This is a genomic window from Pontibacter cellulosilyticus, from assembly GCF_014306105.1.
In the GTDB taxonomy this organism is placed as follows: Bacteria; Bacteroidota; Bacteroidia; order Cytophagales; family Hymenobacteraceae; genus Pontibacter; species Pontibacter cellulosilyticus.
On record NZ_JACRVF010000007.1, the window covers coordinates 39390 to 58283 of the forward strand.

Sequence of the window (18894 nt, forward strand, 5' to 3'; positions counted from 1 at the left end):
TTATTTACCCTGTAAAGTACAATCATCTAATTTTAAACTAAACTACTATAGGCTGGTTTTACACGTATGTACAAACGCACAGCAAAAATTCAGGTCTGTTGCACATATTCGATTTAAAAACCAAACAGCAGTAAAGTATAATTTATGAGTATTCTGGAGTCTGACGACAATGATTTAAGAAAGCTGATCTTTGAGAAAGAAAAAGTAATTGTGAAATTTATAAATGAGTCCTGCCCAGTTTGCCAGAGCTTGGCACCCTCTTTCGAGAAGTTTGCAACAGACCCTACTTATAGTGATGTTACGTTTGTAAGAATGCATGCCGACCAGAATCCTGTTACTAGCCAGGAGGTAAAACTTACAGGCACCCCCTTTTTTGCCGTTTACCGCAATGGCACTATTCTGGAATGTGGCCTGTTATCGTCTGAAGAAGAAATAAAGCAGATGCTGCAAAAGCTTAAATAGCTATATCTCACAATTTTGCAGCACTGCCGGCACAAAGTATAGCGCAAATCAAAATAGCATAGTAACTTGCGCCGCTTTTAAAATCAGGCAAAATTCGTGAAGAAATCTACAACCTCCTTTATCTACTCGTTGCTGTTAATTACGGCAATAAATTTTACACTAACAGGCTGCTCCAGCACAGACAAGCTGAATGCTTCTGCCCCAGAGGCTACAACAGTAGCGGCACCTGTTTACAAGCCCCAGCTCTCGTCTATTACTGTTCCGGTTTCTATCTCAATAGCAGCCATGGAAGAGAAGCTGAACGACGAGGTAAAAGGCATCCTGTATAAAGACACCAACCTGGACGATGACAACGTTGCCGTAACCGTTTCGAAGGGTGGGCGCATGAGCATCCGGGCCGAAAAGGATAAAGTATACTTTAGCGTACCGCTGCGCATTTATGCCAAAGGCCGCTGGAAATGGGACCCTTGCAAACTTTGCCCTGCCATTGATAAAACAGAGGACACCACTTTTGATATGGTGATCAAGACCGAGAGCAAAATCGGCCTGACCGACGACTACAGAATTAACACAATTACAAGCGGTGACTTTGAGTGGGGCAACACAAAGCCTGTACTGGAGTTAGGCCCGCTCAAGATCGGGTTAGCCCGTTTTGTTGAGCCTGCCCTGCGCAACCAGATGGCATCGCTTTCAAAGCAACTGGATAAGGAACTACAAAACCGCCTGGACATGAAAAAGTATGTGGCGCAGGCCTGGCAAATGGTGCAGGAGCCTGTTAAACTGGATGATGATATGAATGCATGGTTAACGGTTGTGCCAAAAGAGGTGCGTATGGCTCCGCTTTATGCTCAGAACGGCACCCTTAACACGCGCCTGGGCATCACCTCCTATATATCGGTGTCTACAGACGGGAAGCCACAGACACAGGTAAACAAAAACCTACCTAAGCTGATCGTGGACAGCCGTTTGGCAGATGATATACAAATCGGCCTTACTACTACTATACCCTATGCCCATGCCAGTAAGATGATGCAGGCACAGGTGGCAAAACAAACCTATAAGTTTGATGGTGGCAAAAGCGAATTAACTGTAAACGACGCAGCCATTTTACCCGGTGGTGAACAGCTGGTTCTGATGCTGGATGTGAATGGTAAAACTAAGGCTGGCTTGTTTACAAAGAAAATAGTAGGTAAAGTATACCTGCGCGGCACCCCATACTACGATGCGCAGACCGCTTCTATTAAAGTGCGTGATGTAGACTATGATCTGGACACTAAAGATAAACTGTTGAACACTGCCAGCTGGCTAGCTAAAAACAAGTTTAAGGATATGATCCAGGCGCAGGTAAGCATTCCGGTACAGAGCCAACTGGATGATGCTAAAAAGATGCTGCAGAACACACTGGACAAGCAGGGACGTGTGCATGAATCGTTACTGCTGCGCGGAAGTATAAAGCACATTACTCCGGATAACATTTACCTGACCAAAGATGGAATAAAAGCAGTTGTAAACGCAAAAGGCACACTTACAGCTACAGTAGATAAGCTCTAGTTATTTTAGACAAAAGACTTTTTGACAAAGGAAAAAAGACTTATGCCTACATAGGAGAGTCCTTTGTCCTTTGTCACATAATCCTTCGTCAGATAATCAAAGCTTCTCTATCGGGGTAGGGCTGTTAAATACTTTGTCTGGCACAGATGCAGGAGCGGCAATGTGCATCAACCTGAAATCGCTCTGCGGATTGCTGCGGTTACTGGCCAGCTTTATACTTCCATAGGTTTTATAGTCATTCCAAAAGCGGGTAAAAGCAGGTTGCTCATCGTTGTAGTTCCGGTAGAAAGCCCACTGTGTTATCAGCCCATCGTTTTTATCCACCCACAGTTTATACTTGTTTTGCGGCGTCAGTCCTACGTTCTCAAAAGTCATCTCCAGCACATCGGCTTTGGCACCGTCCATAGTGGCTTCCTCTCCTATGTACTTTAATGTTACACCTGGGTCCTGCAGCTTAAAGGGCATCACTAGCCAATAAGAGTTGTTTATCCAGAGGGCATAGGCACGCTCTAACAGCTTTTGCTTCTCTTCAGGATTTTGTAACTCCTGCCCTGCCACGTATACTTTGCCGTCTTTTGTTTGCGTATCGATAACGGCTACTAAACTATCCTTTTCCCACCTGAACCGGTTCTGGTGCTTATCCCATACCTGATATTGGTTGTTAAAGGTCCAGGCAAGGTAACGGGTGTCGTTCCATGCCTTTTCGCCGCCCATATTCTTCATTACCCTGTCTGCTATACTTTTTGCTTTTGCATCGGAAGTTTGCGCCAGTACAAAAACAGTTTGCAGCATAAGCAGGCACAGCAGCAGCAGGGCTTTGGTTTTTTTTAAGTATGACATCGTGTTAAGGCTAATTGATTGCGTAAGATACAACGTAATACGTGATTTTTTCGCAGAATAGCTACATCTTCAGCAGGCTAAACACAGCGATTTTAACCATAGTATGCAAGGCCCCGTATCAAATGCATTATAACCATACGGAATACGGACTGCCTATGCCAAGCTATACATTTAAAGACACTTTTGCGCTACTAAAGGATTCTGCTAGCGAGTTCTCCGATAATAACTCACTTATGCTGGCTGCGGCACTTGCATTCAACGCCATTTTCTCTATTCCACCTCTGCTCATCATCATCATAAGGGCAGCAGGAGCATTTTTTGGGGAGAAGGCTGTGTCCGGAGAGTTATCTAACCAGATATCAAAAGCTATCGGACCTCAGGCAGCCAAGGAGGTAGAGACTATCATACAAAACGCTCAGATGAGTGAGTCTGGAGGGCTGGCGCTCTGGATAGGTATAGGCACCTTAATTTTTGCTGCCACCACTTTTTTTGTAACCCTGCAGCAATCGCTTAATAAAACCTGGAACCTGAAGGTAAAGCCTACCAATAGTATTATGCGCATGGCCAAGGAGCGTGTGTTTTCCTTTGGCATTATACTTAGCATTGCCTTGCTCATGCTGGTGTCGTTTGTACTTAGTGCAGCTATTTCTGTAATGAGCGGCTACATTTCGGATATGCTGCCCGGCGTGGGGGTATGGGTTATTAAGCTGATAGATTTCCTGGTTTCGGTGGGCATTATAACAATACTTTTTGCCCTCATATTTAAGTACCTGCCCGATGCTCAGATCCGCTGGAAAGACACTTTAGTAGGAGCTTTTATCACTGCCCTACTTTTCGGGATAGGCAAATTCCTGATCAGTTGGTACATTGGCACTTCGGATCCAGGTTCTGCTTATGGTGCTGCCGGTTCTATTATCATCATACTTGTCTGGATCTACTACTCTTCTATGATCGTGCTGTTTGGGGCAGAGTTTACACAACAATACGCTAATAAGTATGGCCAGCACATCAGACCAAAACCACACGCTGTGTTTGTAGAAGAGCGCGAAGTACACGAGGATAAAACAGACAAGCAAAGCGGAAGACCACCTGCAGAGGGAAGGTATAAAGTTAAAAGCTAACCCCTACAACTCCCGAAATTATTTGATTAGTCTGGTGAGCATGCTCTCTTGGAGCAAGGCCATCATTTATTTGGTAGCTAAATTCAATAACACCATTATTCTTACTAGTAACAGGAAACCTAACCCCGAGTGCTCCTGAGATACTTTTGGCAATGGATTTATTTTCTGGGTCATAGTTATACTGATTAACTCTATTATCATTCATATCATCATGCCATGCATATCTGTTATGATCAACATAAGCAAGTATACTTAAACCAGGACCCGCCTTGAAATAAGGAATAAAAGTCTTGACAGGAAAATCAATCTGCAGCATTAGCGGAACGGCAACATATACTGCCGAAATCTTATTCATAACTACTATTTCCGAAGAAGCACCAGAGTTTGGGTTGGTAAAGTAATCCTCAAAACCAGCTTTTGTTCGATAAGAGTTAATAAATAAGCCTGTAGCAATTTTTAGTTTCTTACTAAATCTTGGTGAACTCAGATTAAACATTAATCCACCTGTTATATCTGTAGACTCCTCGAAGTCATCACTACCATAACCAAAGTAATCACTATCACTGAATTCATCTACACTTCTAATATTACCAAACTTAATATGTGTATATGAAGCACCTAAAACAACTGCTTTTTCTATAGCTAATTTTGGCAAGTCCTCTTCTATCTCTACTTCCTCAGCTGTAGATTCCTGAGCTAGGATATTTGTAGCACTTAAAAAGAGTAAGAAGATGATTATAAAGGGTATAGACGCTTTCATAGGAATTTATATATGTAGCAAATCTATCGAATTTAAAGCAAAATAAAACCGGCTCCTGCTTAAAATTGCAAGAGCCGGTTTTGTGTTTTTATACTATAAATTGAGGTAGTCTCCTTAAAATCGTGCTACGCGATACTAGATCGCACCTAAGCTGTCTTTTTCTCCTTCACAGCCAACTGGCCACAGGCAGCGTCTATATCTTTACCACGGCTGCGGCGCACGTTCACTTGTACTCCTCTGTCAGCAAGGTAATAGATAAAGTCCTGCAGGCGATCGTCGTTGGTATTCACGAAATCAGCGTTCTCTATCGGGTTATACTCTATCAGGTTGATCTTGCAAGGGATGATCTTAGAGAAACGTAGTAGTTCCTCAGCATCCTCCAGCGAGTCGTTAAAGTTATCGAATACGATGTACTCGTATGTTACCTTGCGGTCTGTTACTTGGTGATAGTATTTCAGCGCATCTGTTAAAGCCTCCAGAGAGTTAGTCTCATTGATCGGCATGATCTGATTGCGCTTCTCATCATTAGCTGCGTGTAGCGACAGAGCCAGGTTAGCTTTCACGCCATCATCCGCCATTTTCTTGATCATCTTAGCGATACCGGCTGTACTTACCGTAATGCGGCGTGCAGCCATGCCCAGGCCATCGTGTGCGGTAATGCGCTCAATGCTTTTCATTACGTTGGCATAGTTCAGCATTGGCTCACCCATACCCATGTATACAATGTTGGTAAGCGGCGTGCCGTACTGGCGCATGCTTTGCTCGTTAATGCGCACCACCTGGTCGTAGATCTCAGCGGCATCGAGGTTACGCACGCGGTCCATGTAGCCGGTTGCGCAGAACTTACAGGTAAGTGAACAACCTACCTGGCTGCTCACACAAGCGGTTTTGCGTTCGTTGTGCGGTATCAGCACACCTTCTACAATGTTGCTGTCGTGAAGTTTAAAAGCAGATTTGATAGTGCCGTCGTTGCTTAGCTGCTCAGTGGCAACCTCCACCGCGTTAATGGCAAAGTGCTGCTCCAGCTTTTCACGCAGGGCCAGGCTCACGTTGTTCATCTCTGTAAAAGACTGGGCAGAGTGCTTCCAGAGCCACTCGTATACCTGCTTGGCACGAAATGGTTTCTCGCCCTGCTCCACCAGCCACGCCTTCAGATCGTCGAGCGTTAGCTTACGGATGTCTTTCTTATTGATGATGTTTATATCTGCAATCAAATTCATACTGCAAAATTACAAAAATCTTCAGGCTTTAGTTTCAATTTTCGCCTTTACTTCGTCTGGCAGGGCTATTAGTTTCCGGTTCTGGTAATCAAAGCACAGCATACCTGTTTTAGCGCGCGCTACTTCCCTACCCTCCTGGTTCTGCACATGGTAGGTGATATCAAAGCCATACTTGTTGATGTCGTCGAAGGCAAGTTTTATACTTAGCACATCCCCGTAAAAGCCCTCACCTTTATACTCAATCGCCACATCTGCCATAATCATACTTGCGCCACCTATGTTTAGCTCACTCCACCCAAAGCGCCCCAGCAGTTGCATGCGTGCCTCGTGCAGTATAGAGAGCAGTGCGTCGTTACCCAGGTGGTTGCCGTAGTTCAGGTCGGTAACACGTACAGGTATGTTTGCTATAAAGTGACTATGAGACGGTATCGCTACTTTTATTCTTGCCATTGTTGCTTATTTCTTACAGATTTAATTTTATACTTGCACAAAAACGCAAGCATTGTAAGCTGATATTCAGCTTAGTTCCTTATGCAACGGCTCTTAATATATTATTATTTGTTGCAGCCAGTGCACAGCTTTGCTTACCTTTGTAAAGTAACACAAAAAACATGCACCTCGAAATACGACAAACGAAAGACGGCTCAAACACGCTTTTTGTACCGGAGCTCAATGAGCACTACCACTCGGTACACGGTGCACTGCAGGAGTCGCAGCATGTTTTCATAAAGCACGGCCTGGAGCATGTTATGTCTTATAAAAAAGACATTAAGATCCTGGAGATTGGTTTTGGCACTGGCTTAAACGCCATACTTACCTACCCGTTTGCGTTGGCCAAGAAAGCTTTTATACAGTACGATACGCTGGAGAAATTCCCGCTGCAACAGGAGGTAGTACAGCAACTGCAGTTCGATAAGTTTATACTTAACCCAGAGCTGCACGATGTGTTTCTGCAGATGCACCAGTCGCCATGGAACGAGCCGGTGGATATGATCCCATACTTTTCGCTGCAGAAAATGCACGAGACGCTGGAAGAGTTTGTAGCGCCGCAATCGTATTACGACCTGATTTATTTTGATGCCTTTGCTCCTGAGAAGCAGCCGGAACTGTGGTCGGAGGAGATGTTTGTGAAACTGTACAATGCCACCCGCCCGGGAGGAGGATTGGTTACTTACTGTGCCAAAGGCTCTTTTAAGCGCAGCCTAAAAGCTGCTGGCTTTGAAGTAGAGGCCCTGCCTGGCCCTCCGGGCAAACGCGAAATGACACGTGGGGTAAAGCCGTTGGAGTAAGTATAGCTTCTACTCTATACTTTCTGTCATAAATCCTTATCTTGAGCGGCAATAATAACTCAAGCAATGAAAACAATACTAACTCTGGCGCTTTGCCTTCTAAGCGTTACATCAGCCTTTGCGCAAAATACTCAGTCCATTACCTATAAGCAGGCTTTTGAAAAATCGCAGAGATATAGTCAAAAAGCCCAACTAGCCTGGAACGATAAGAATGAGGAGCTCACAAAAGCGTATCGCGATTCCAGCATCAGTATATTTATTAACAGCTTAGTGGAGCCTCACGTTTTCAAAGACCGGCGCAACAAGCCTTTTTCGCTGGGAAGTATAGATAAACCCGTAGTACTTTCTGCTTCAGCCTCGTGGTGTACACCCTGTATAGCCGAAATTCCTGCATATAATAAGATTGTGGAAGAATATGGCGATAAGGTAACTTTTATAATACTCTTTCACGATACTAAGGATAAGCTTTCTGCATTAGCTTCTAAGTATAACAAGCAAGTTATTTTGGTACCTTCAGCCCCGCGTGATATACCCAATACGGACTTAGACATCAATGGCTTTAAACATTCTTTAGGCTACCCTGCCAACTATTTTATTTCCCAAGACAGGCAGATCGTATCTGTTACATTAGGCGCAGCGGTAGCAGGCACCAAAGTAACTACCGAACAAGCTTACCAGTTTAACTATGAGCACCTAAAAAATGAAATAGAGCATTTGCTCAGCAAGACGAAGCAACTATAAGCCACTTTATTGTTTCTGTCTAAAATTGAACTGAAACTGCTATTAGTTGTTTATTGCAATTATTCAATAAGCTGAACTATAGCACACTTATACTTTATATACCATTTTATCCATTATTATTGGTTTGTTAAAGTTTTATGATAATTTAGCCAGCAGCCTTGATATATAAAATTAAAAAGTTACTTTGCAAATTCTTTAACCCTTGTTCACAAATTATTTATAATGAAGAAGTTATTCAGAAGCTTTATCAAACCTTTTTTATCAAAGTACGAGGTGGTATGCACAAACTACCATGTTATTCCGGGTATGCCGGTTAACAAAAACCAGCAAACGCATGCTTTCGAAAGAGGCGCTGCTACAGAAGCCAGAGAATTCTACATCAAGGTTGTTTCTTCGGACATGACCAAAACAATGGCTCCGGTAGAAGTGCAGCTTAGAAAGATTTACCTGAGAGGCAAGACTATTGAGCAGAAGCAGTTTGGTCCGGTAGAGCACCTGAAAAGCCTGAACGCAAAGAAAAAGAAGAAGTAAGCTACATTGCTATACCTGTAAAAGCCCTCCTGACAGTGCATGTCGGGAGGGCTTTCTGTTTAAGGTGGTTTTTATAAAGTTTCAACTTAGGGCTCTGTACTCCGTAATGCAGCATTATAATATATAGTGCTTTTAATTTATGTGCCTCTGCTGCTATAAACACTAACCATACTATGAAGAACGCAGCAATTACTATTACGCTACAAGCCTTGGCGACTTTTACCATACTTGCCACTGCCTTGCCGATTCTGCACTCGCAGGAATGGTATGTGCGTGTTTTTGACTACCCGCGCCTGCAAATTTTTGCCCTTGCTATACTTTGTTTTATACTTTACATCTGGCTTGCCCCCAGGAACCGAAAACGCGACAAGTTTCTACTGGTAGCTTTATTAGTCTCTATTGTATACCAGGCAGTAAATATCTTCCCGTATACTTTCGTAGCGCCAAAAGAAGTGAAAGATGCTGATGCAAACAGCCCCTCTGACACCCATTTAAGCTTATTAGTATCTAATGTACTGATGGACAACACGGAGCATGATAAACTAATAACCCTTACCCAAAAATATGAGCCTGACATTTTGCTGTTGCTGGAGTCTGATTTAGTATGGCAGCAGGCCTTGGCACCCATTACCAAAAGCTACCCGTACCGCGTTGAAATCCCACTTAAGAACACCTATGGGATGCACCTTTACAGCAAACTGCCCTTGCGCCAGCAAAAGGTAAGCTACCTGCTCGACAAGGACATTCCCTCTATTAAAACGTTTGTACAACTCCGCAATGGTACATGGGTAGAACTGCATGCCGTGCACCCTAAACCACCAGTACCTACCGAGGATGCCACCTCCGAAAAACGTGATGCCGAGATTGTATTAATTGCCCGTGACATCGCCAACTCCAAATACCCGGTTGTTGTAGCCGGTGACTTTAACGATGTGGCCTGGTCGCGCACGACGGAGCTTTTCCAGGAGGTAAGCGGATTACTGGACCCACGACTGGGACGTGGTTTTTACAATACCTTTAACGCGGACTACCCAATTCTACGCTGGCCCCTCGACCATGTTTTTCACTCCACACACTTTAAGCTGGAAAGTATAGAAAGGCTCCCCGACATTGCATCAGACCACTTCCCGATCTTCATCAGGCTAAGCTTTTCTCCTAAAAATAAATATGATCAAGAAGAACCCGAAGCCGATTCGCAAACTCAGGAAGAAGCCTCGGAATTGATAGAGGAAGGAAGAGAAGAGGCTGCGGATGACAAGCGTGAAGGGAAATCGCAATAGATTAGTTATTCCTCCAAACACGCTGCGGCATTACCACGGCATCTAACGGCACATCAAACGGGTTTGGGTCTGCTATACTTTCCACAGGCGGCTCCAGCGACAGGCCTACCTTTAACACATCGGGTCGGCAGTCGGCCAGAAATCGATCATAGAAACCTTTGCCATACCCTACCCGATGACCGGCCAAATCGAAAGCCAGCAGCGGAATAAGCACCACGTCTACCTCATTTGCATGAATAATGTGCGCGTCCTGTGGCTCCGGTATTCCCCATGGGTTCTCAATCAGCACAGCCTCATCAGTCAAATGGTGATGAGTAAGTATATTCTGAGCTACATCGGTAACCGGAACAGCCACACGCACCTCCGGGTGCTCCTGCCGTAGACGCTCAATAATAGGCCATGTGTTTACTTCGTTGTTCTTCACAATCGGCAGAAACACATGCACCGTTTGCCCCGGCTTTAGCACAAACTGGCTAAAAAACTGATCTGCTATACTTTCGCTTCGCCGCTGCACTTCTTCTAAAGGCAGTGCCCGACGCTTTTGCAGCATCAGCTTACGCAGTTCTGCCTTCTGCATTATTCTTCCTCAAGTATGGTAAACCTGAACTCCAATGGATCAAAAGCTTCTACCAAAGCAGGTATAAAATCCGGGTTATTGGTGCGGTAAGAAAGCAGGTTATCGTGGCGTTCCTGCAGGCTACCGTTCGGAAAGAGTTTTTCTTTCAGGTTTTCGAGTTGCTTAAAGGTTTGCTCGTGTTTGCTGTCACGTGCCTTTGATATTTTCTTCTCCAGCATCTGCAGCGCGTTATTTGCCTTTTGCTCTTCGGCGGCCACTGCTCTTACTAAGGTAGGGTCAATGTCTTGCGCCAGCTTTTCTACCTCGGCAAAGGCAGCTGTTACAGCTTTGCGCTGTTCCTCCAGGTTTATTTCCTCCTCGTGTATCTGGCTGGACAGGTATTTTTTCAGGTCCAGGTAAGACTGGAACATCTCTTCCGGCTTCAGACCAAGCTTGTGCATGCGGCTGGCGTTGCCACGGGTAATGTACAGTGCCGAGTTGCGCAGCATCAGCATCGGGAAAGTCACTTTATATGCTTCGAATAGCTTCTTCAGCTGAAACCAGTAAGCTACCTCTGCCCCTCCGCCTATGTACGCTAAGTTTGGTAGCACCAGCTCTTCGTAAAGTGGCCTAAGTATAACGTTTGGACTAAAACGCTCCGGATGCTCCTGTGCCTCCTGGAGTATTTCTTCTAAAGTAAAGCTGATATCTGTGTTCAATACTTTATACTTTCCGTCTTCCTGCACAATACGCTCACGCAGGTTATCCTTCAGGTAAAATAAGTTGATCTCTCTTGAGTATACTTGTGGCTTGTACCCAAGCTTTTCAAGCTCTGCATTCGCCTCCTCTACCAGTTTATTAGACAACTGCTCCGTCAGCTCCTTCTCCACTACAGGTGTCAGGGATTTTTTCAACATTGCATCATCACCGTCTATACTTAACAGGCCATACTCTCCGAATAAATCATACGTAATGGCACGTGTAGCATCAGCAAGTGTTTTGCTGTTACGGTATGCCTCGTCAAACACAGGATAAGTTTCCGGCAGTTCTTCCATCAGTTTGTCTAAGCCCTCTGTGCTGAAGCGACCAACTGCACCTTTCTGTGTTGTCTCCCACTTGTAGCCTTTGCCAAACAAGTTAAAATGGTTAATCTCGGCGAAGTCGTGGTCTTCGGTGGCCATCCAGTACACCGGCACAAAGTTATAGTCCGGGTACTTTTCCTGTAGTTGCTTACAGGTGTTTATGGCTGTGATGATCTTGTACACAAAGTATAACGGACCAGTGAAGATGTTGAGTTGATGGCCAGTGGTAACAGTGTAGGTATTCGGCTGCTGCAGCAGGTCTAAATTCTGCTGCACTTTGGGATTTATACTTGTTATGGAAGTATACTGCTGCTGTAGGGCCTGGTGCAGTGTCTGGCGTTGTGCTTCGGAGAAAGTTTTCTCCTTTAGCTGGGCCTCGAAAACCTCTAAAGTTGGGTAGCGGTTATAGAACGGTTGTAGCTTTTCGTTTTGACAGAGATAGTCTGTTACTGTTTTCGAAAACGCGCCGGCGGCAGCGTAATCCATTTTAGTTACTTTCATAGTTGATACTTCCATCAGCATGTTTGGCCAGGGTATAGCCTCTTTAACAGTTTTACAAGAATTCTGTTGCAGCATCTGCTTTTTGCTGGCTGCTGCGTAAAGTTATACTTTTTTGTAAAGGGTATTGCAGCCAACACGACAGAAAGCAACTACAGGAGGCCAGGCGATAAAACTTATCAACTAAATAACGTAAATACGCTAAACCTTAATCAACAACTATGGGATTACTAAGCGGCATGATGGGCCACGCCTCAGAGGTGTCTATCGAAAAAATATCCAGGGAATTTCAACCTATACTTATAGAAGATGAACGGATTGAAAAAGCTTACAAGCTGATCCGGGACATGCTGGTGTTCACAAACAAGCGGCTTATACTTGTTAACAAGCAAGGCATAACCGGATCCAAAATTGATTACCGCAGCATCCCGTACGGAAGTATAAAGATGTTCTCAAAAGAAAGTGCCGGTATTGCTGATTTGGATGCAGAACTCAAAATTTGGCTAACCGGCGAAACCGAACCTACTATCAAACAGGATTTCAGAAAGGGAGAGAATATAAATGAGGCGTATCGGGTGCTGAGCAGGTATGTGTTGAATTAGGACCTACTTTATAGGGTCAAACCACCCCTAGCCCCTCCTTATCCAAGGCGGAGAATTTTGCTATTACTGCTTCAATTGCCAACACAGTAGTCAAGGCCATTCCTCTTTGTCATCTTGTAAAGATCTTGGAGGAAGGGAGGTTAAGCAGCTGCTACAGAGTTTATCCTATTACGAAAGTAACAGCAGTGTTCCCCGCCTTGGATAAGGAGGGGCTAGGGGTGGTTGGATAACTATACTAAAAGCAAAAAGCCCTGCAAGATTAACTTACAGGGCTTTTGTTAAAATCTATATTAGGAGTGGTTAACTCACCACCTCACCATACAAATCAAAGTCAGAAGAGTCAGTGATCTTCACATTAGCAAAGTCACCTAAGCGAACGTAGTTGCTATCTGCTGGCACCAACACCTCGTTGTCTACCTCCGGAGAATCGTACTGTGTACGGCCAACAAAATAGCCGCTCTCTTTGCGATCAAACAGTACTTTATAAGTCTTGCCTACTTTCTCTTCGTTCATCTCCACAGAGATTCCCTGCTGAAGCTCCATGATAGCGTCGGCACGATCCTGCTTCACCTCTTCCGGCACGTTGTCCTCTAAAGTATAAGAGTGTGTGTTATCCTCATGAGAGTAAGTAAAGATACCTAATCTATCGAAGCGAGTCTCCTCTACCCAATCGTACAGCTCCTGGAAATCCTGATCTGTTTCTCCTGGGTGACCTGCGATAAGTGTTGTTCTCAAGGCGATGTCCGGCACGCGCTGACGTATCTGGTCTACCAGCTCAATCGTTCTGCGCTTGCTAATGCCACGGCGCATAGTCTTGAGCATGTTATCAGAAATGTGCTGCAGCGGCATGTCCAGGTACTTGCAGATGTTCTCACGCTCGTTCATCACTTCAAACACCTCCATCGGGAACTGAGACGGGTAAGCATACTGCATCCTGATCCACTCGATCCCCTCTACATCAGATAAGTTTCTTAGCAGATCTGCCAGTTTGCGCTCACCGTAGTGCTGCAGGCCATAATAAGTAAGGTCTTGGGCAATAAGGACTAGCTCTTTTGTTCCCATACCTGCCAGGCGCTTCGCCTCCTTCACCAAGTCCTCTATTGGGCGGTCTACGTGTTTACCGCGCATTAAAGGGATGGCACAGAAAGAGCAAGGACGATTACAGCCTTCGGCAATTTTAAAGTATGCAAAGTGCGAAGGCGTTGTCAGTAAACGCTCCCCGATAAGTTCGTGCTTATAATCAGCTTCCAGAGTTTTAAGAAGGCGCGGCAACTCCAGCGTACCGAAGTATGCGTCTACCTGCGGTATTTCAGCCTCAAGAGAATCCTTGTAGCGCTGCGAAAGGCAACCTGTAACGTACAGCTTATCTATCTGGCCAGCTTCTTTGGCATCAGCATAGCGAAGTATAGTATCAATAGACTCCTGCTTGGCATTATCGATAAAGCCACAGGTGTTCACGATGATGATATTGGAATCGTCTTTGTCAGACTCGTGCGCCACATCAAATTCGTTGGCACGCAGCTGCCCCATCAGTACTTCCGAATCCACCAGATTTTTAGAGCAACCCAGGGTGATTACGTTTACCTTATCCTTCTTTAAAGATCTTACTTTCACTTACTTGTATATTTAATGAAATACGCTACAATCGATAAAAACCTTTATCAGACCATAATGGTTCGTTTTAGGAACCAGTTCGCAAAGGTACAATATGTTTGGGTAATAAAGGGCAGGCTATAGTGCAATTGATTCTTGTACTGTTAGTTTCATTACCCCCAAACCAGCTGGCAATGGTTATATAAGATCAGGAGCCTTAACAGGTAATGGTTCCTGTTGCACTTTGATTAAGTGACTAATATTGCTTTATGGCTTTTCCTACAATGACTGCAGAAACCATTTATAGCAAGCAACTCTGTTTTTCATTAATTTAACTGCGATTGGCAGTTGGTAGGTCGTAACAAGGAGCTTTATTACTTGGTATAGATTGCCGTCCCAGAGATAATCCGGCGACTCAAGGAGAGCAATATTTTTTAGAGGCGTGTTGGGGATACTCTGGATAAAATATTCAATGATCTCTTCAGTAAGTACTCCGCCGGCAGGTATACCCGAGTCTATCATCAGGTTTGTTACCTGCTTCTTTTGAATAAATGTAAACAAGTATACAACTGTTTGGAAAAACTCGTAAGATTCTACGCTTAACTCATCCGACCAATTTACACATAGAATATCATGAGCCTTATCGTACGCCAGTTCCATTAAGCCATACTTTAACATTCGCATTTTATATGCTTATTAAGATTATACCCTACAGTAAGTATAAAAGTAGGGATTATAATGCATTAATAAACACCTGTGTACTTTTATCTGGAAAGTATGTAGTAAGACTTGCTTTTCCGGCTAATAACTTGCCTGATAATTGATTAGAAACTCCACGCTTGTAACCTGCCCCTTCTTTACCTCTACCGGATTGATGTTCATTTCCCCATCGAAAAGGTTTGCGAACATCCCCTTCTCTTCTTTCGAAAACAGGCTATACTTGCCGGGCTTGAGGCTAACTGCAAAGTTACCATTAGCATCTGTAGCAACCTGAGTAACTAATTTAGTCTGGATATTGGTGTGAAAAACACCTTCTGTGGTTTTTGCCTGGTTGCTGTTGGTAAGCTCGTAGATGTACAACGTGCGCTGTATGCCTCTACCTTTGCTTGGCGGCGCATCTGGCGAAGGCATCTGGTTGCCTGCCTGCCATAGCACCTGACCGGCTATACCTTGCTCAATAGGAGCCTGCTGGTCCTGCGCCTGTTCGGCAGTAGCAAGTGGGGCCTGCTTCTGTTGTGCGTTTGCCTGCTCCGTCTGCTCTTGTGGATTGGCGGATTGCGAAGACTTAGAACCGTTGCACTGCAGGAACAGCAGTGCCAACGGCAACAACAGAAGCTTTTCCATGGCTTTTATACTTTATTTGCGTGAAAAGAAAGACTCTACAAATTCGTGCTTGTCGAATAATTGTAAGTCCTCAATTTTCTCGCCAACTCCGATATACTTCACCGGAATTTTAAATTCATCAGAGATACCAATCACTACACCGCCCTTGGCTGTACCATCTAGTTTGGTAATAGCTAAGGCTGTAACATCAGTAGCTTTGGTAAACTCACGGGCTTGCAATAGTGCATTCTGGCCAGTGCTGCCATCCAATACTAAAAGTACCTCGTGTGGGGTATCTTCTGTTACTTTTTGCATCACACGCTTGATCTTCGAAAGCTCGTTCATCAAGCCTACTTTGTTGTGCAATCGGCCAGCCGTGTCTATAATCACTACATCTGCGCCAGTCTCAACGCCTTTTTTAACGGCATCATAGGCAACAGAAGCGGGATCGGTGTTCATGCCGTGCGATATAACCGGCACACCTACTCTATCTCCCCAAATGATCAGTTGGTCAACGGCAGCGGCACGGAAGGTATCGGCAGCGCCAAGTACTACTTTTTTACCTGCTTTGTGGAATTGTGCGGCAAGCTTGCCAATAGTAGTGGTTTTGCCCACACCATTCACACCAACTACCATGATCACGTAAGGCTTTACACCTGCAGGCAGTTCAAAGTTGGCTCCGTCACCGGCACGATTCTCTTCCAGCAGGGCGGCAATTTCTTCGCGCAGTATCTTGTCCAGCTCATCGGTGCTCACGTACTTGTCGCGGGCTACACGTTTCTCAATGCGGTCAATAATCTTTACCGTCGTCTCTACCCCTACATCGGCATGTACCAGGATTTCTTCCAGTTCATCGAGCACCTCCACATCAACTGTAGATTTGCCGATAACAGCCTTGCTCAGTTGCCCAAAGAAGCTGCTTTTGGTTTTCTCAAGTCCTTTGTCGAGCGACTCTTTTTTCTTCTCTTTACTGAAAAAGTCAAAAATGCCCATACTGATGTTTTTGTAAGGATGAAGGCTTCCGGTGATACGGTAATATACTAAAAAAGTCCCATTAGTGGGACTTTTTGAATTCTTCTATCTGTAATAGAGTCGGCTGATTACTTCTTAGCAAGGAACTCCTGTACTTTATCTACAGGTACCATCTCCTCTTTAAAGCTGTAAGCACCAGTTTTTGGAGATCTCACAGCCTTGATAACTTTTGCCCAGTCTTTACCTGTAGCAGTCTTTAGGGTTGCAACTACCTTCTTAGCCATGGTTATTTAATTTCTTTATGTACAGTTACTTTTTTCAATACTGGGTTATACTTCTTAAGCTCAAGACGCTCAGTAGTATTCTTTCTGTTTTTGGTAGTGATGTACCTTGAAGTTCCAGGCATGCCAGTCGCTTTATGCTCTGTGCACTCCATGATAACCTGGATTCTATTACCTTTTGCTTTTTTAGCCATCTCTCTATCGTAATTTTTTATTTAGGACTGCAAATATAGGGGCTTAAATCTCTAATTACAAACAAAGTATAACATTTATTGTAAAATTTAAGCGAGGTGGTTCACAAATATTACATAAACAGGTGACAGTGTGCGGTTAGTTCAGCGCAGGAAGTATAAAATCGTCCAGTGCACTCGGCTGTGCCATGGTCTTTTCGATGTCTGCTACGGTACGCGGCGCCAGTTTTGAGAGGTTCTCCCAACCCTTATTTGTGATCAGAATATCATCCTCAATTCTAACACCGATATTCCACCACTTCTTATCGCAGGGACTTCCTTCCGGAATGTAGACTCCCGGCTCTACCGTAATTACCGTGTTATGCTTAAAAGCACCGTAAGCACCCGGATCGTGCACATCCAGGCCTAAGTAGTGCGAAGTACCGTGCGGGAAATAACGCTGCACTTCAGATCTGTCTTTTATGATGCCAAGCTTCAGCAAACCTTCTGCAATTACTTCCTCTGCTGCCTCATGGGGCGCCATGAAATCATTACCTACTTTACACGCCGCAAAGGCTGCCTCCTGTGCTTTGTACACCAGTTCGTAAATCTCTTTCTGCTCTTTAGTAAACTTACCGTTGGCTGGCATGGTGCGGGTAACATCGGCGGTATAGCCTTTATATTCAGCCCCTACATCCATTAAAACCAAATCGTCGCCTACAGTCGGTTTCTTGCTATCTATGTAATGTAATACACAGGCATTTTTACCAGCACCAACTATAGAAGGATATCCTACATGCTGCGCACCGTACTTTTTATGCACAAATTCATGTATCCCCTGCAGCTCCATCTCCGACATCTTCGGGTGCACAGCCTTCATTACCTCTATCTGCCCCAAAGCAGAAATAGTAATAGCCTTGCGCAGCAGTTGCAATTCCTCCTCTGTTTTAACTTCGCGCAGGTACTCCATGGCGCGCTTTAAGAAGTAAGGATCAAACTTACCTATTGGAAAGGCAGCTAACGCTTTTTTCTGGCTAGAGGCATCGTTGGCTTTAAGGTAGTTGTTCAGGTAGCTATCCTGGCGCAAAGATGGGTTAGACTGCATTAATTGCCTTAGGTAATTTTTTACCGCCTCTGGCTGTGCCGGCCCCTGCTCTTGCACTGCACTATACAGCATATTGCGCTGGGGGTCAAAATCTGCCGGCACTTTAACTTTTTGCTTAAACTGCTTTATCAGGCTGTACAGGTCAGCTTCATCAGAAGCATTGTCTCGTACATCATGAGGCAGTCCTTTAAAAAGGATATGCTGAAGATTAGCTGTGTCTAACTTAAAAGCGGAAAAGGCGGTGTTAGGTTGTGTAGCAATACCTGTAGCTTTGCCCGCACCTTCTACACCTAAACGCTCTCCATTCCAAAGTTCCTCTTGCGGATCGTTTGGCTGCACAAACAAAACTTCATTTGCCTGCTTACCATTTACACTTTGCGGCTCCGAGAAAAGCACCAACACTGAGTTCGGCTCCTTGTACCCAGTCAGGTAGTAGAAATCAGGATCAGGGTGGTAATAGTAGTCTACATCGTTGGCACGGTTGCGAACGGGAGATGCAAAAAAAACAGCAACGGAGCGAGGCGGAAGCTGCTTACGCAGTTGCTCTCTCCGTTGCTGGTGAAATGTTTTATCTAAAGTATCAGATGGCTTATCCGGGGTGGTACGTACCTGGGCCGTGGCAGCAGTTATTGTTGCCCAAACCAGCAGCACGCACAGCCGGAAGGCTGCCATTAGTACAGGATATAGCCTTGCTCTACTGCTTTCTTCAATACTGCTGTGATACCGTTTTTGTTGATAGTTCTCAAAGCAGATGTAGAAACTTTAAGTGTTACCCAAGCATCCTCTTCCGGGATGTAGAAACGCTTCTTCTGAAGGTTTGGATAAAACTTACGCTTCGTCTTATTGTTAGCGTGAGATACGTTGTTACCTACGCGTGGTCTTTTTCCTGTAATGTCGCAAACTCGTGCCATCTTGTA

22 protein-coding genes are annotated in these 18894 nt (G+C 44.6%); 8 read left to right on the forward strand and 14 right to left on the reverse strand.

Translation table 11 applies throughout. The features are described from left to right. Positions 1 to 144 precede the first annotated feature (144 nt). Both H8S84_RS18670 and H8S84_RS18675 read left to right on the forward strand, forming a co-directional pair. Positions 145 to 462 (forward strand): thioredoxin family protein, encoded by a 318-nt coding sequence (locus H8S84_RS18670; protein WP_187068910.1) that lies wholly within the window; start codon positions 145 to 147, stop codon positions 460 to 462. Between the two features lie 96 nt (positions 463 to 558). Beyond that, positions 559 to 2013: a DUF4403 family protein gene (locus H8S84_RS18675; RefSeq protein ID WP_317175457.1), complete on the forward strand. Its 1455-nt coding sequence runs from the start codon at positions 559 to 561 to the stop codon at positions 2011 to 2013. A 96-nt stretch (positions 2014 to 2109) separates the two neighbouring features. Here H8S84_RS18675 and H8S84_RS18680 read toward each other — a convergent pair whose 3' ends face one another. Next, on the reverse strand, positions 2110 to 2853 hold the full coding sequence (locus tag H8S84_RS18680; RefSeq protein ID WP_187068911.1) for a hypothetical protein: 744 nt from the start codon (positions 2851 to 2853) through the stop codon (positions 2110 to 2112). Positions 2854 to 2975: 122 nt separating this feature from the next. Between H8S84_RS18680 and H8S84_RS18685 the strand changes: the two genes are divergently transcribed. Further along, positions 2976 to 3974, forward strand: a complete 999-nt coding sequence (locus H8S84_RS18685; protein ID WP_230407258.1) for a YihY/virulence factor BrkB family protein — start codon at positions 2976 to 2978, stop codon at positions 3972 to 3974. On the opposite strand, the gene H8S84_RS18690 is transcribed toward H8S84_RS18685, so the two are convergent. The 3 genes from H8S84_RS18690 to H8S84_RS18700 all read right to left on the reverse strand — a co-directional run bounded on the left by H8S84_RS18690 (position 3964) and on the right by H8S84_RS18700 (position 6404). Beyond that, positions 3964 to 4734: an outer membrane beta-barrel protein gene (locus H8S84_RS18690; protein WP_187068913.1), complete on the reverse strand. Its 771-nt coding sequence runs from the start codon at positions 4732 to 4734 to the stop codon at positions 3964 to 3966. The genes H8S84_RS18685 and H8S84_RS18690 overlap by 11 nt on opposite strands. 146 nt (positions 4735 to 4880) lie before the next feature. After that, positions 4881 to 5954, reverse strand: a complete 1074-nt coding sequence (gene rlmN, locus H8S84_RS18695) for a 23S rRNA (adenine(2503)-C(2))-methyltransferase RlmN (RefSeq protein ID WP_187068914.1) — start codon at positions 5952 to 5954, stop codon at positions 4881 to 4883. Positions 5955 to 5975: 21 nt separating this feature from the next. Further along, positions 5976 to 6404, reverse strand: coding sequence for a thioesterase family protein (locus H8S84_RS18700; RefSeq protein WP_187068915.1), 429 nt, complete (start codon positions 6402 to 6404; stop codon positions 5976 to 5978). Positions 6405 to 6565: 161 nt separating this feature from the next. Here H8S84_RS18700 and mnmD point away from each other — a divergent pair, with 161 nt between their 5' ends. From mnmD to H8S84_RS18720, 4 genes are all read left to right on the forward strand, one after another. After that, positions 6566 to 7243 carry a tRNA (5-methylaminomethyl-2-thiouridine)(34)-methyltransferase MnmD gene (gene mnmD / locus H8S84_RS18705; protein WP_187068916.1) on the forward strand — a complete coding sequence of 226 codons (678 nt, stop codon included), beginning with the start codon at positions 6566 to 6568 and terminating at the stop codon, positions 7241 to 7243. 66 nt (positions 7244 to 7309) lie between these two features. Further along, positions 7310 to 7984, forward strand: a complete 675-nt coding sequence (locus H8S84_RS18710) for a TlpA family protein disulfide reductase (protein ID WP_187068917.1) — start codon at positions 7310 to 7312, stop codon at positions 7982 to 7984. Between the two features lie 222 nt (positions 7985 to 8206). Further along, positions 8207 to 8515 carry a hypothetical protein gene (locus H8S84_RS18715; RefSeq protein WP_187068918.1) on the forward strand — a complete coding sequence of 103 codons (309 nt, stop codon included), beginning with the start codon at positions 8207 to 8209 and terminating at the stop codon, positions 8513 to 8515. 173 nt (positions 8516 to 8688) lie between these two features. Further along, a complete protein-coding gene (locus H8S84_RS18720) occupies positions 8689 to 9795 on the forward strand; it encodes an endonuclease/exonuclease/phosphatase family protein (RefSeq protein ID WP_187068919.1) in 1107 nt (368 codons plus the stop codon). A 1-nt stretch (position 9796) separates the two neighbouring features. Here H8S84_RS18720 and H8S84_RS18725 read toward each other — a convergent pair whose 3' ends face one another. Further along, on the reverse strand, positions 9797 to 10372 hold the full coding sequence (locus tag H8S84_RS18725) for a 5-formyltetrahydrofolate cyclo-ligase (protein ID WP_187068920.1): 576 nt from the start codon (positions 10370 to 10372) through the stop codon (positions 9797 to 9799). Then, positions 10372 to 11934: a bacillithiol biosynthesis cysteine-adding enzyme BshC gene (gene bshC, locus H8S84_RS18730; RefSeq protein WP_230407259.1), complete on the reverse strand. Its 1563-nt coding sequence runs from the start codon at positions 11932 to 11934 to the stop codon at positions 10372 to 10374. Before bshC ends, H8S84_RS18725 begins: the two co-directional genes overlap by 1 nt. Before the next feature lie 218 nt (positions 11935 to 12152). Between bshC and H8S84_RS18735 the strand changes: the two genes are divergently transcribed. Further along, on the forward strand, positions 12153 to 12533 hold the full coding sequence (locus H8S84_RS18735; protein WP_187068921.1) for a PH domain-containing protein: 381 nt from the start codon (positions 12153 to 12155) through the stop codon (positions 12531 to 12533). Between the two features lie 300 nt (positions 12534 to 12833). On the opposite strand, the gene rimO is transcribed toward H8S84_RS18735, so the two are convergent. The 8 genes from rimO to rpmB form a co-directional block, all read right to left on the reverse strand. Continuing rightward, positions 12834 to 14147: a 30S ribosomal protein S12 methylthiotransferase RimO gene (gene rimO, locus H8S84_RS18740; RefSeq protein WP_187068922.1), complete on the reverse strand. Its 1314-nt coding sequence runs from the start codon at positions 14145 to 14147 to the stop codon at positions 12834 to 12836. Positions 14148 to 14405: 258 nt separating this feature from the next. Continuing rightward, complete coding sequence (locus tag H8S84_RS18745) at positions 14406 to 14810, reverse strand: hypothetical protein (RefSeq protein ID WP_187068923.1); 405 nt, start codon at positions 14808 to 14810, stop codon at positions 14406 to 14408. Positions 14811 to 14927: 117 nt separating this feature from the next. Beyond that, entirely contained in the window at positions 14928 to 15470 is a 543-nt protein-coding gene (locus tag H8S84_RS18750; RefSeq protein ID WP_187068924.1) for a carboxypeptidase-like regulatory domain-containing protein, read from the reverse strand. Between the two features lie 12 nt (positions 15471 to 15482). Then, positions 15483 to 16442 (reverse strand): signal recognition particle-docking protein FtsY, encoded by a 960-nt coding sequence (gene ftsY, locus H8S84_RS18755; RefSeq protein ID WP_187068925.1) that lies wholly within the window; start codon positions 16440 to 16442, stop codon positions 15483 to 15485. Between the two features lie 107 nt (positions 16443 to 16549). Further along, positions 16550 to 16705 carry a DUF4295 domain-containing protein gene (locus H8S84_RS18760; RefSeq protein WP_119432107.1) on the reverse strand — a complete coding sequence of 52 codons (156 nt, stop codon included), beginning with the start codon at positions 16703 to 16705 and terminating at the stop codon, positions 16550 to 16552. A gap of 2 nt (positions 16706 to 16707) precedes the next feature. After that, entirely contained in the window at positions 16708 to 16896 is a 189-nt protein-coding gene (rpmG, locus tag H8S84_RS18765; protein ID WP_187068926.1) for a 50S ribosomal protein L33, read from the reverse strand. 136 nt (positions 16897 to 17032) lie between these two features. Next, positions 17033 to 18649 carry an aminopeptidase P family protein gene (locus H8S84_RS18770; protein WP_187068927.1) on the reverse strand — a complete coding sequence of 539 codons (1617 nt, stop codon included), beginning with the start codon at positions 18647 to 18649 and terminating at the stop codon, positions 17033 to 17035. After that, on the reverse strand, positions 18649 to 18888 hold the full coding sequence (rpmB, locus tag H8S84_RS18775; RefSeq protein WP_187068928.1) for a 50S ribosomal protein L28: 240 nt from the start codon (positions 18886 to 18888) through the stop codon (positions 18649 to 18651). The genes H8S84_RS18770 and rpmB overlap by 1 nt, the downstream gene beginning before the upstream one ends. Positions 18889 to 18894 lie beyond the last annotated feature (6 nt).